This is a genomic window from Arthrobacter sp. MDT2-3 (assembly GCF_059090465.1).
Window position 1 is genome coordinate 85,137 of sequence record NZ_JBNHFS010000006.1, and the last position, 12,574, is coordinate 97,710.

The window sequence follows — 12,574 nt, forward strand, 5'->3', positions numbered from 1 at the left end:
TGCCCAGGCGGTGTCGCCGGTGCCCCTGGACAAAGGGAGGGAGACATGGTGCAGATCGAACGCGCACGAGCTTCCGACCAAATCTTCGAGGAGTTGCGCCGCCGGATTACTAAGCGCGAATGGTCGGACGGCGAGAAGCTGCCCACTGAGAAGGTGCTGTCGGTCGAGTTCGGGGTGAGCCCAAACACCATCCGGGAGGCGATCCGGGCGCTCGGCGCTGTGGGGCTTGTAGAGGTGCGGCACGGCAGCGGAAGCTTCGTCTCGCTGTCAGGCAACCGCATGCTTTCATCGTCGCTTGGCACCCTGATGCAGCTCGAGAACGTTTCGCTCGCCGATGTGCTCGGTCTCAGCCGGCACCTACACCAGCGCATCGTGCAGCTCGCCGTCGAGCGCGCCGGAGACGACGAACTCGATGCTCTCGCGGCGGCGGTGGAGGCCGAGAAGGATGCAGGGCCAATCGGTCACGCGCGCCGGGTTGGACGTTTCCTCGACGCGCTGGCCGCCGCTGCGCACGATCCGCTGTTGGCCGGCATGAGCTGGGCGCTTGACCGGGTGATCATCGACGTCGTCGACCACGCGTACGCGAGCGACCCCACCGCGATCCAACCCGAGCTGCGTGCGATCCTGCATCACCGGGCCGATCTCGTGAGCGCCCTCCAACGGCGCGATGTCGGCCGGGCTCAGGCCGCCGTGAGCGAGTACTTCGACGCCTCAGAACACCTCATTCAAGAACGCTCGGAGCTCAGCTCAGTTCGCCTCGTCAAATCGACCTGGGCTTCCATCCTTGGCGACCTTGCCGCCGGTTACTCCCGTGACAACGGTCCCTGAAGGGCAGAGCGCGACGTGCCCGCGCTGGGCTCGGGTGGGGGAGCCCACTTCTCTATGTTGGACGAATCCCGGCAAATTTTGTTCTCTTGGTAGAGGAGTCGTTGAACGCCATACTGCTTTTGAGCAGTCGGCGGGCGCTGTCAGGTTGGGGCGTAGCTCATACAGAGAAGGCAACCTCATACACATGGGGGTAAGTGGTGTTAAGGAATCTATTCAGACGGCAACCCGCATTCAGGACGGAAATTTGCCCTCAAGGCATTTTGAATGGCGCAGTCAGTCGTCCATGTCCCTGGTTCACCTTTGCACGATCCATTCGCGGAACTCCCGAGTTGTGCCGCATGGCACTTCTTGGTCGACACGAACGGTGTATTTGCCGTAATCGCGTTGTATGACCAGGATTCCCTGCCTGCGTTCGAGAGCGGCGGGTATGAGTCTGCTGATAGCACGGTTTAGCTTCTCGTCTCTGCTCTGGGGCTCATCTAAAGTGATGACTTCAAGGGAAAGAGGAAGCGCCGGGTTTGGGAACAGACCGCCGCTCGTTAGCGAGAAGGCAGCGCTGACTTCCGGTTCATGCAACTTGCAGGACACACGTCCTCCTTTACTAGGTCGACCGGCGTGTACGGTCGGAATTGCCGTTTATGTGGTTTCTGCCGGATCCACGACCTGCTTACAGTCGTCTCGTCTGGTAGAGCGGACGCTTCCACCCGACTGCATATGAGGTTTATTCCTGGCGCTCGTCTTGCAAGGAATTCAAGGGCCGGCCGAGGAGTGTGAGATTGGGGTGTGCCCTACGTTGCAGGAGTCTCTTTTTCGCGGTATGGGGTGGTACCTCTAGCTGTCTACAATGCATACCCATTTTGGGTGTTGGCAGATCCCTACGGCGGCGGAAGCTGTTACGATGGCAGGCCTCCAACGCCCTGAAACTGCAGGTAAGGAGTGGCGACCGTCACGGCTGGGCTCACGAGTCACGGGAGATAGTACGAGGTTGCCAGCCGTCCTCCCGGCGGTAAGTTCGTTCATTTCCCCCACAGGAAAGCCTGAGCCGTGGACTACGTTGATCCGCCAGATCTTCGATCACCCCACGTGCAATGACCAGGCCGTCATCGAGAACGTCAATCTGATTACCGGGCCTGAGCCCGTTCCAGTCGAAGATTTCGAAAGACATTGGCGTCATGGGCATTCCTTCATCCCTTCGGTGTGCGTGTTACTCAAGACGGGTATTGAGCAATGTCCAAAAGGACGGCAATCGAGAGCTGGTGACTACTCGCGTTTTCTCAACGAGAGCAGCGCCAAATCGCGGGCAACAGCTTTCTGGGCCTCCGCACGATCAACGTGGCCATCGCCTTCAGGCTTATTTCGATACCTCAGGGCTAGAGGCGCTTTGTCTCCTTCCCTACGGAAGGCCAGCGGGTCGTAAAAGACAGCGTCTAGGATTTGCCGTTCGGTGGACAAACTAGAAGGTAGAAGTCCCCGATCAAGGTAGGTGTTAGAAGCGACAACCTGTGGGAGGACACTTGGATACATCACGCCAAGGACAACCACAACGCTTTCCGACTGGAGTTGCTGAGCACATCCAGGTCTGGGGATGGGGGAACACCTGTCTCCGCCGCCGTACTGCTGACTCTCAGAAGAGGGTTTCATTATTTTTCTCATGAACCACGCTGTCCTAGGATCATCCGTTGGCACGCCAACCTCCCGCCATGGTGAGCGGCTCCCCGTCTCACTGGGCCATAAGGAAGCAGCCGCCCAGCTCTCCCCCCGCTCGCTGAGGAAGCTCGTCGCCCTTCTTTAGAGCTGCGGGGCAAGGACTTTCTCCGCTCAACTGCTGCTTCATGGTGGTAACTCATAAAGGTTCCGTTCGTCAGGGGGTGTGGCCCTATCTGACGACCTTGCCACTATGAATCCAAGTACTGTGGACATGATGAATCTGGCTACGCCAAGGGCTGTATTTGTCAAAGCTGATAGCAACAGAGCCGCTTTCCAAAGCATTGTGCGAAGGCACGAATACCTCGAAATCACGCGCACGCTGACCAGGAGCAATTCGTTTTAGTTCAGCGTTGACCTCAGAGGGACAAATCAGGGGCCTTGACCATCGACGTAGGAGCTAACTCCTACTGTTCTTGAGCAGGTGGTGACGTACTTGGTGAAGGCGTGGCAAGATCACGTAGATCACGATTGGAACTGTTACGGTAGCCAGCACGAAGGTGCGCAGGACTGGATGCAAATGAGCCAGCCAGTCTCCCAATACAACGTTCACTAATGTCAGAGTGGGGAACACTGCGAGCCAGATCATCAGCGCCAGCTGATGTTTTGTCGGCTGTGCGGGGTTGGCAGCGAGAATCGAGGGGTCAGACACAGGAGCTCCTGAATTGATCTGTGGTGGTGTTCGTCTGAGTATGTTGAATAACGAGTCGAATGCGTTAGAGAAGCTGATGCTGAAGGGCGCCAAAAGCAGAGCATATCGACCCCGAGGTAAGTCTCGACCCGCAATCATAGATCACGTGCCGATAAGCCTGTCACGAACCATTACCCATAAGCTGTGGCGAGGGCTGCACACTTAAGCGAACGCCTTTTGTGAAACACCCCTCCCTCCTAGCGGCTAAATCATCGGTAACCCACGCAGTTGGCAGGAGCGGATTAGGCATCAGCAAAAACGTCGTCGGGCTATCGCGGGGATTTACGAACCAACACCTCCCTATACCTTCACTGTTTTGCTTCTACCCAAGCGGACCACGAGGGAAAGGGTGAGGGGTGTTCTCCTCTGGCAGGCTTGTTGATACGTCAACACAGCCCCTGCGCCGTCGGCCTGCTCATTGCTACTTGTGGCCCCGTCCGATAAGTGACCCCGGGATCAGCTGCTCGGAACTTATCTTCAGCACGTAACCGCTGGCCTTGTCGACTAGCCACCGGCGGTCGTTCACATCAGCCGCAACCCAAGCGATGCGCGAATCTTCAGTCGCAGTCTCCACCACACCCGTTCGCAGCAGAGACCCTCCGGACCATACCTGCACCTCCACTCCTTGCAGGCTGTTCCAATCACCACACTCAAAGTACATGGGTACCCTCCCCTGCATAGGTGCCGGCCGTCAAACGGGCTACTCGAACGGCCCCACGCCCTGTCATTTCCGGTTTTCCGGGCGGTAGAAGAGACCAAGAAGTGCCATCCCAGCGACTGCTCCTCCGGCAGACAGCAGCAGTCCTGGCCACCCGTTGAATAGATTTGTGCCGAAAAGCAACCAATCGAGACTAAATTGTCCTGCACCGGCGGCCGCCGTTGCGGCAGCTGCCGTGGCCAGTACGAGATTGTACTCCCAGCCGCCGGCGACGATGAAGAAGCCCTTGCCGCGATGAACAGTCCTCGCTGCCACAAGCATGAGGGCCACAAACGCGGCCGAGGCAAATGGTGTCAGCAGTCCAACTGCAAAGGCCAAACCAGCAACTATTTCAGTTATGGCGGCAAGCCAGGCGTGGAAGGCACCTGGACGCATCCCAAGACTGCTGAACCACTTCGATGTCCCCTGAATACCGCCACCCATAAAAATCTTGCTATACCCATGGGCTGCCATGGTTAGACCTAAAACCACCCTGAGTAGCAAAAGCCCTGCATCCAGATCCGTCATTTCTTGCTTCCCTTTTGATAGGCAGCCTTGGTGGGCCGCTGGCAAGAACGTTGCCGGTCACAAGATCTGCCCTTACAGCCTCCCGCCTTCGCAGCTGCTGAATGGTCCGTGGTCAGATTGAAGCGAACGCTTGAATCACGAGCCTCCAGATCAATAGACATGCTTTACGTCCTTGTCCATTTGGTATTCGGCGCCTGCACGCCGTTACAGCAAGACTAGAAGCAACTTCAATTACGGTCAAGAACTGTAAACTAACTACCGCCCGATCGGATTAAGTCAGGGAGGGGCGACCGTTAGGTGGTGGTGGGGGGCTTTACTGCGATTCCCGGCCACAAAACCGCGACGACCTTCTCGGCGAGGGCAGCGCGATCAGCGTCTTCCCGCCAGTAGGCAGCGAAGTAACTACCGAAGCACATGGTGGAAATCGTCCGGACATCGATGCCCTCTCTGACCTCACCGCGCTCCTGGAGGTTAAGGAGAACTCTTTCGAGCAAGTTGACTCGGGGTTCGACGGCGCGTTCGCGCACGATGGCAAGCAGTTCGGGGGTGCGTATGGTTTCGCCCATAAAATTACCCATGAGAACCATGGCATCAGGATTGAAGTATGCCGGGTCAAGCCGCCGGACGGCTTCCGTCAACGCCTCAAGGGCCGGCAACTCCTCTAGTTTTAGGGCGGGGTAGGTGTCCTGTTGTGCGCGGAAGCCGTAATCGAGAGCCTCCACGACAAGTTCAAACTTACCGGGCCATCGCCTGTAGAGCGTCGGCCGCGTTACCCCCGCATCCGCCGCGATGTCGCCAAGGGTCATCTTCGAGTAGCCGTCCAGGACCAATCGGCGGCGCGTTGATTTTATGATCGCTTCATCAAGACCTGGATCTCGGGGGCGGCCACCCTTGGAAACCCCCGCCGCACCTGTCGCCTTGTCCACCCTGGCGACGGCCATTTCACTGGACATCTTCACCCCCTCCATGAGTTTCGTTACACAATCCGAATGTAACACAGGGTTCTACTGGTCGTCCCCGAAGCTTCATCTTTTGCACTTGCAACAACTCGGTTTAGTTACAGGTGTTGACTGTAACTGAACCAGCAGTTAGCGTTACTGCCGTCACACAAACGCATGTGAACCCCATCGAAGGAGAAGTAAAATGAGCGCGCAGGAACTGATTGAGCGGAGCATCCCGTTTCTTACCGAGGTAAAGAACCGGACGGCAGGAGGTGAACTCGAGACTTGGCTCAACGAAAACTATGGGCCCGGCACCGAGCTCTACGACGACCTCGCACGGATGATCACCGAAGGCGTTCGGGACGGTTGGGCGGCCAACATTGAAATCGATGGCCCAAACTACCGCCGAAGCCGGATCGCTGAGCCGAATGACGTCTTGAATTACTTCAGCATCACGGCTGTGTACATGAACAGCATCGAACCCTTCAGGGGACAGTATCACCAGCACCCCTACGGCGAATTAAACTTGGTTGTGCCGCTGGATCCGACGGCGCGCCTGATGGGCCCGAATGGCTGGTGTGCTGCCGGCTGGACCGCCCCCGGACCGGGCAGCCACCACTACCCCGAATCGAAGGGCGGTGCAGTCATCGCACTCTTCTTCCTGCCGGCTGGCCGGATCTCATACGACATCACCCCGACCGACTAGCCATCAGGAAAAGGCACGATATGTCATGCAAAACCTCGTGAGAACTCGCATTACGGCGCCGGTCCTGTTGCGTCGGAGACACAGCAGCAACATGAATGTGGAGGAAGCTCTGAACAGCCGACGAAGCGTCCGGGCGTTCCTCCCCACCCCTATCCCACGGACGGAAGTCGAGCGCATTCTGGCGCTTGCAGCTAAGTCCGCCAGCAACTCCAACTCACAACCTTGGCAGGTACATGTGCTTACCGGAAGGGCAAAGTCTTCTCTGACGGCGGCGTTGCTGCAGGCACATGACAATGAAGGTCGTGCAGCAGAGCTTGAGTACAGTTATCAGCCACACCCCGATGCGTGGGTGGAACCTTATAAGTCCCGGCGCCGTGAGTTTGGTGAACGTCTTTATGGGGACACCTTGGGTATCGCTGCGACCGACCTGACGGGGAGGCTAGCCCATCACCGGCGCAACTACGATTTTTTTGGCGCTCCCGTGGGTATGTTCCTCACTATCAGCCGCAGCTCGTTGGGTGGAGGCCTTATTGATGCCGGGCTCTTCCTCCAAGCGCTGATGTTGGCTGCCCGTGCGAGAGGCCTGGACACCTGTACTCAAGCATCGTTTATCGACTTCCACCCGATTCTTAGACGACACCTGAGCATCCCCGAAGACCAGATAATCGTCTGTGGAATGTCACTTGGATATGCAGATTCCAGCCACCGACTGAATCGCTTTTCAACGCCACGCGAAGAGGTAAAGGATTTCGCTATCTTCTACGAGGACGAAGAGACGTCCGTGTGATGCACTTGCACGATCGGACCGTGATCCTTCCCGACGATAAGTCTTCCGCTTCCTGAGGGTAGAGGTTGCACCCGGAAGCAACATGGGTCGACCGCGTGTATACCGTAGCGGGCTCAGATCAATCGATAGCATCATTCAGCAAGTTGGCACGAACTTCCTCGAAATGATGCTCCGGTTGGACTATGCGCCCTATTGCAGCAGCATCCTCGCCACCCCACTGAGAGCCTCCACCATGCGGACCCGGAGACCATTGAGCTGTACTCCCCGGCCTTCGGGCGCCAGGACGTGCACGCCCTGGAAACGGACCTGGCCATTCAGCACAACGGCGAGCCCCAGGGCGAGCGGATCATCGTGGCAGGCAAGGTGCTGGACGGTGGCCGCCGCCCGGTAGCGGGCCAGGTGGGGACCAGCACCCGGCTCCGATCGACCCCAACTTCACCGGCATCGGCCGCTGCATCACCGGCCCGGACGGCTCCTACCGGTTCACCACCATCAAGCCCGGCGCCTACCCGTGGAAGAACCACCTAAATGCTTAGCGTCCCGCGCACATCACCGAGCCCGAATGGGCGCTGGGCTACAACTGGGACATCGTCCTGACAGGTCCCAAGCGGACGTGGACCGAAAACAAAGCGTTTGGTACAGCAGGCGGCAGTGAAGAGGCAGGCGAGTAGAAAAACTGGTGCCCACCCCCGGGCAGACCGTGGGCCGTTCTACGGGTACGCCCTGCCGTTCGAACATCGTCCAGAAGACCTGCTCCCTGGTCCGTGACGGCTACACCTTCACCGGCTGGGACCGCGGCTCCGTAGGCTAGTCCGGCGTGTACACGTTCACCCCCGTGCACCCGGGCCAAGCGCGGTGGCGTTCATCCCCGTGGCCATCTTTGCCCGCGGCCTGACCAACCAGCTCTTCACCCGCATGTACCTGCCGGAAAACGAGGAAGCGCTGTACAAGGATCCGCTGCTCAGCTCACTGGACCCGGAGCGCCGGAAGACCTATCGCCCGGCGCGATTCCGGCGGCGGCCTGACCTCTGACATCCGCCCTCAGGGTGAGGGCGAAACAGTTTTCCTGGACTTCCAGTAATTGGCTCTAGGCATCACGTGCTGTGTGGCATATCCGGGAGGAATCCCGGCGGTGTGCATCGCAATTTGATAGCCTTGCTAATTGCCCGTTGGCGGCGCATCTGATGGACCTTGGCAGTCGTTTGGCCAAAGCCTTCACGCGTCGCAGTGTTGCCGGCCGCTGGTGCGGGACGCCGAATGATCTCATTGAGCACGACAAAGTCCTCAATGGTTCACGCGGTGACATAGTCCTCCCCATCGGCAATTTTGCGCTCGTTCTTACGCAAATTTTGGCTGAACTAGGTCTGGAAACGCTAGGCGACTGCCCCAGAAGTACGCACCCGATTATGAACAAGACATACAGCGTTCGTCGTCGTTTCGATGGCCGGTGTTTCCGGATCCTGAACGTCAGTTTGGTTCAAGATGCCCCCGTTGGGTAAAGCGCCGCCAGCAGCTGGATAATCCTTTATGGTGGAGGTGCTCCTGTATGTCAATGGGGGTTGCCAACGTAACTGCCGAGACCATGAATGGCTGTGATAAGCAGTCGCTAATGTGAGTACCGCAAGCCGTTCGAACCCTACACGGCTTTTATCGTCCTTTCGTCACGTCCTAATGGACAACTCCAGGGAGCCCTCTGGTCGGAATTTTGCCCTTGTGCGCGGACGGCAGTGGAGTCCCGCGCCAAACGGCTCGGGAGACTTCGCCAGGTGCACTGGGTCATGAGGCCCGCATCCCGCCCCGGGGCCCGCACCGCTCACCCAGCCGCCCGGCGCCGTTTTGGTACCGGGCCTGTTCGGCCAGTCCACTGCCGTCTCGTTGCCGGCTGAAGTTCCGGCTGAGGCCGCAGCCGCCTGGACCGGCAATGAGCCGGTCCAGGCGGGGATGATCGTCAGCTCTGGGCGGGGACCAGGAACGGGTAGTCGGTGTAGCCCTCGGCGCCGCTAGTGTAGATCAGCTCGGACCGGATGTCGTTCTCCGGGTGTTCGCCCCTCCAGCGCTCGACCAGGTCTGGGTTGGCAATCGCGGGGCGGCCGACGGCCACAGCGTCGGCATGCGCGGCGTCGATCAGGGCAACAGCCTCTTCGCGGGTGGTCGGGGCACCGAAGCCGTTGTTGATGACGAGCGGGCCACCGAAGCGACGGCGCAGCTCCTGTACCAAGTCCCCGGCCGGTTCGGTGTGCAGGATCGATAAGTAGGCAAGGCCCAGCGGACGCAGCTGGTCCAGCAGCAATCCGTAGGTTGCTTGGACGTCCTGCCGGTCGGTCTCGAGCGCGCCCTGTATGTTGACCTCGGGCGAGATGCGCAGGCCGACCTTGCCGGCACCGACTGCTTCGGCGACCGCCGCAACGACCTCGACGACGAAGCGTACTCGATTCTCCGGGCTGCCGCCGTGGAGGTCGTCGCGTTGGTTCGATGTCGGGGCCAGGAACTCGTGCAGCAGGTAACCGTTAGCTCCGTGCACCTCCACGCCGTCCAGGCCGGCCTCGATTGCGCGCTTCGAGGCGGCGACGAAGGCATCGCGCACCTCCGCGAGCTCCTCGATGGTCAGTGCGTGCGGCAGGGGGAATGGCTGCTTACCATTCTCGGTGTGCGCCTCGCCTTCAATGGCGATCGCGCTGGGCCCCTCGACCCGACGGCCGCCGTTGATGTCGGGGTGGGTCGCCCGGCCGCTGTGCTGCAGCTGTACGACAATCTTCCCGCCGCGGGCGTGCACAGCCTCGGCGACCCGGGCCCAGCCGGCGGCCTGCTCGGCGGTGACGATGCCGGGCTGGCCGACAAACGCCTGCCCCTCAAACCGGGCGTAGGTGGCCTCGCTGATGATTAGACCGAGGCCTGCGCGCTGCGCGTAGTGCTCGGCGATCAGATCATTCGGGACACCGGAGGCGCCGGCCCGCATCCGGGTCAACGGTGCCATCACGACGCGGTTGGCGAGCTTAATATCGCCCAGGATCACAGGTGTGTACAGGTTCATGGTCATTTATTCCTATCAGGGTCATGAGGCGGGGCGTCCGGGCGGCGATGCTTCGTTGGGACCTGCGCCAGCCGCTCCCTCGCGCATCGGGCCGGCGCAGAGGTCAGCTGCGCAGTCGGGCCAAAGCGAATACGCTGAGTCCCGCAGCGATGAGAACCACGGCCAAAACAAAAAACACTTCACGTGCGCCTATCCCGGCTCCCAATGCTGCTCCGACGAGCAACGGGCTGGCTATGCCGCCGAGACGCCCGATCCCCAATGCCCAGCCCACTCCGGTGGACCTCATTTTGGGTGGGTAAAGCACCGTCGCCAATGCGATAACGCTCATCTGACCACCTGTTACACACGTACCGCTGAGAAAGGCCATCGCCAGAAGAAGGACTGGTCCGTCCCCAACCACTAGGCCGAGAATCCCGACAAAGACGGCCCCCAGCACATAGACGGTTCCCAGCGTCCAGAACGGACTGATGCGATCCATGCATGGACCGATAACTGTAGCCGCCAGTATCCCGCCAATTGTGGTCAGAACCGTGGCACCAATAACCAATTCCGGAGGCTGGCCGAGCCGTACCAGGATCGTGGGTAGCCAGCTTTGGATCGCATAAAAAGCAGCCAGGTTGGCCGCGAAGGCCAGCCACAACAGGAGGGTTTTTGCTATCCAGTTGCGGCGGAAGAGTTCAACCACCAGAGATCGTGTCGTTTCGAGCACATGTTTGTCGTCATTGGCAACAATGCCCACCTCCGGAGACAGGCTAGGGTCTAGGCGTCGAAGCGTGGCAAGCGCACGGGCGGCACCGTTAGGGCGCCCCAAAAGGTACGTCGGAGACTCAGGAAGATAGCGAACAAGCAACACCAACAAGAGCAACGGCACCACTCCGCCAATGAGGAACAGCGTCCGCCACCCCAGAATAGGGATGACTACTCCTGAGACGAGACCCGCGGCCACGAACCCCAGAGCATAGAAGCAATAAATGAACATGACGAAACTGGAACGACGTCGCTTTGGCGCAAACTCACTGGTAAGCGACACCACGCTCGGGATCACTGCCCCCAATCCTGCGCCTGTTAGGAATCTGAGCAGGATCAGATGGGCCGGTTCCGCTGCCGCTGCAGTCACGAGGCTCAGTACACCGAAGGCAGCAGTACACCAAATGACCATCCGCCTATGCCCAATGCGGTTGGCCAGAGGTGCTAAGACAAGATATCCCACCATCAGTCCAACGATCGCCGCCGAAAGGATAGGGCCGAGGGCTACCACGGGAAGGTTCCATTCACGGGCAACGGCCGGTGCCGCAAAACTGATCGCTTGCGTGTCGAATCCGTCCAGGAACATCACGGCACCGGAGAGCATCAGGACCATGTAGTGAAAACGCCCTAGCGGGCGGGCATCGATGATTTTATCAAGGCGTTGCCCTACACCCGGGCTGGGCTGGTCAAGCGGAAGGGGAGACGAGGACATCACAAGTTCACTTTCGTTTGAGATAGGGACAGCGCAAGGTTCAAGGGCCATCCGTTACTAGTGGTCCTACGCACGAAGGCTGCTTTTGTAGAACGAGTAAGCAACAACATAATCGTGTTTTTAGTTACAGTCAATGGTTGTAACGTATCCATACTCCTGGGTCTGCGAAATGTGCGTAACGTCGCGGATCACCCCCAGCTGCAAGCAGGGTGGGACAGCCAGGCCGGTGGACCTCAGGCGGAAGTCAAGCGGCGCAGCCAGTTGGCTAGTGCGTTAACGCTTTCCAGCCCGTCGTCCCCGGGCCGGCGAACCAGGCCGATCTGGGCTTGGGCCGTCGGGCCGTTGACCGAGAGCTCGACGAGCGGGGCCATGATGGTGCCGCGGGCGTAGTGGGGAATGAAGGTGGTGACAACTCCCAGGCCGGCCTCAGCCGCCAGGACGCGGGCCTGCATGCCGTCCACCTCGATCACGGAATGTTCCCCGGTGATTCCGCTCTCCCGGAGGATCTGCCGGTGGTATATCGATTCGAGGCTGGTGTAGGAGCCGGTGATCAAGCCGGCCTTTGCGATCTCCTCGACGTCGACGGACTCCTGCAGGGCCAAGGGATGGGAGCGCGGGACCAGGAACCTCATGGGTGCCTTGTGCAGCGGCTCAAAGGACGCGTCGGGCGGCAACTGCCACTTGACCACGTAGGCAAGGTCCGCCTCCCTGCTCAGAACAGTTTGCGCTTGCCGGGCGCTGTGGCCGAACCGCAGGGAGAGCAGTGTGCCCGGGTGGGCCCGACAGAACGGGGCGATCACCTGGTCCAGGAAGTACCTCTGTTCGAAGGCGATGCTGGCTCCGAGGCGGACCCTGCCACGCCGGCCGTGCTTCAGGTCGTTCAGCGACTCCTGGAGTGACTCCTGCTCGCGAAGCATCAGCAACGCTGAACGATAGACTTCCCGGCCTGCGGGGGTAAGGTGTATCGCCCGCTGTTCGTATCGGAGGAGCTCAGAGCCCAGGGCCTTCTGCAGTTCCGCCACGTGGTGCGAAACGGTGGGCTGCCCTAGGTGGAGGTGACGGGCGGCGGCCGAGTAGCCGTTGCGCTCGACAACGGTGACGAAGACCCGCAGCCGGAAGAGGTCAAGCGCCAGAACGTTGAGGGATCCCATTGGGCAACCTTAGAACATGTGCTCGACAGGCGGATGCTGTGGGCCGACGCC

9 protein-coding genes and 2 pseudogenes are annotated in these 12,574 nt (G+C 59.8%); 5 read left to right on the forward strand and 6 right to left on the reverse strand.

Annotated elements, in window-relative coordinates; all coding sequences use genetic code 11:
* Positions 1-45: 45 nt before the first annotated feature.
* On the forward strand, positions 46-828 hold the full coding sequence (locus tag AC5RUQ_RS17135; protein WP_493948529.1) for a FadR/GntR family transcriptional regulator: 783 nt from the start codon (positions 46-48) through the stop codon (positions 826-828).
* Positions 829-2,932: 2,104 nt separating this feature from the next.
* Here the strand turns inward: AC5RUQ_RS17135 and AC5RUQ_RS17140 are convergent.
* The 3 genes from AC5RUQ_RS17140 to AC5RUQ_RS17150 form a co-directional block, all read right to left on the reverse strand.
* Entirely contained in the window at positions 2,933-3,184 is a 252-nt protein-coding gene (locus tag AC5RUQ_RS17140) for a hypothetical protein (RefSeq protein WP_493948530.1), read from the reverse strand.
* A 763-nt stretch (positions 3,185-3,947) separates the two neighbouring features.
* Positions 3,948-4,448, reverse strand: a complete 501-nt coding sequence (locus AC5RUQ_RS17145; protein ID WP_493948531.1) for a DoxX family protein — start codon at positions 4,446-4,448, stop codon at positions 3,948-3,950.
* Positions 4,449-4,741: 293 nt separating this feature from the next.
* Entirely contained in the window at positions 4,742-5,401 is a 660-nt protein-coding gene (locus tag AC5RUQ_RS17150) for a TetR/AcrR family transcriptional regulator (protein ID WP_493948532.1), read from the reverse strand.
* Between the two features lie 190 nt (positions 5,402-5,591).
* On the opposite strand from AC5RUQ_RS17150, the gene AC5RUQ_RS17155 reads away from it, so the two are divergent.
* The 4 genes and pseudogenes from AC5RUQ_RS17155 (at position 5,592) to AC5RUQ_RS17170 (ending at position 7,963) form a co-directional block, all read left to right on the forward strand.
* Complete coding sequence (locus tag AC5RUQ_RS17155) at positions 5,592-6,095, forward strand: DUF4863 family protein (protein ID WP_493948533.1); 504 nt, start codon at positions 5,592-5,594, stop codon at positions 6,093-6,095.
* Between the two features lie 91 nt (positions 6,096-6,186).
* Positions 6,187-6,882: a nitroreductase gene (locus AC5RUQ_RS17160; RefSeq protein ID WP_493948534.1), complete on the forward strand. Its 696-nt coding sequence runs from the start codon at positions 6,187-6,189 to the stop codon at positions 6,880-6,882.
* A gap of 160 nt (positions 6,883-7,042) precedes the next feature.
* A pseudogene (locus tag AC5RUQ_RS17165) lies at positions 7,043-7,553 on the forward strand (dioxygenase family protein); the annotation flags it as partial.
* A gap of 5 nt (positions 7,554-7,558) precedes the next feature.
* Positions 7,559-7,963, forward strand: a pseudogene (locus AC5RUQ_RS17170) (peptidase associated/transthyretin-like domain-containing protein).
* Positions 7,964-8,830: 867 nt separating this feature from the next.
* Here AC5RUQ_RS17170 and AC5RUQ_RS17175 read toward each other — a convergent pair.
* The 3 genes from AC5RUQ_RS17175 to AC5RUQ_RS17185 all read right to left on the reverse strand — a co-directional run bounded on the left by AC5RUQ_RS17175 (position 8,831) and on the right by AC5RUQ_RS17185 (position 12,523).
* Entirely contained in the window at positions 8,831-9,913 is a 1,083-nt protein-coding gene (locus AC5RUQ_RS17175) for an alkene reductase (protein ID WP_493948681.1), read from the reverse strand.
* 103 nt (positions 9,914-10,016) lie between these two features.
* On the reverse strand, positions 10,017-11,423 hold the full coding sequence (locus tag AC5RUQ_RS17180) for an MFS transporter (RefSeq protein ID WP_493948535.1): 1,407 nt from the start codon (positions 11,421-11,423) through the stop codon (positions 10,017-10,019).
* A gap of 182 nt (positions 11,424-11,605) precedes the next feature.
* Positions 11,606-12,523, reverse strand: a complete 918-nt coding sequence (locus AC5RUQ_RS17185) for a LysR family transcriptional regulator (RefSeq protein ID WP_493948536.1) — start codon at positions 12,521-12,523, stop codon at positions 11,606-11,608.
* Positions 12,524-12,574: the final 51 nt, after the last annotated feature.

Excerpts from the sequence above, each read along its gene's own strand:
- AC5RUQ_RS17135 (WP_493948529.1), top strand. The coding sequence starts at position 46 with ATGGTGCAGATCGAACGCGCACGAGCTTCCGACCAAATCTTCGAGGAG.
- AC5RUQ_RS17145 (WP_493948531.1), bottom strand. The coding sequence starts at position 4,448 with ATGACGGATCTGGATGCAGGGCTTTTGCTACTCAGGGTGGTTTTAGGT.
- AC5RUQ_RS17150 (WP_493948532.1), bottom strand. The coding sequence starts at position 5,401 with ATGTCCAGTGAAATGGCCGTCGCCAGGGTGGACAAGGCGACAGGTGCG.
- AC5RUQ_RS17155 (WP_493948533.1), top strand. The coding sequence starts at position 5,592 with ATGAGCGCGCAGGAACTGATTGAGCGGAGCATCCCGTTTCTTACCGAG.
- AC5RUQ_RS17160 (WP_493948534.1), top strand. The coding sequence starts at position 6,187 with ATGAATGTGGAGGAAGCTCTGAACAGCCGACGAAGCGTCCGGGCGTTC.
- AC5RUQ_RS17175 (WP_493948681.1), bottom strand. The coding sequence starts at position 9,913 with ATGAACCTGTACACACCTGTGATCCTGGGCGATATTAAGCTCGCCAAC.
- AC5RUQ_RS17180 (WP_493948535.1), bottom strand. The coding sequence starts at position 11,423 with ATGGCCCTTGAACCTTGCGCTGTCCCTATCTCAAACGAAAGTGAACTT.
- AC5RUQ_RS17185 (WP_493948536.1), bottom strand. The coding sequence starts at position 12,523 with ATGGGATCCCTCAACGTTCTGGCGCTTGACCTCTTCCGGCTGCGGGTC.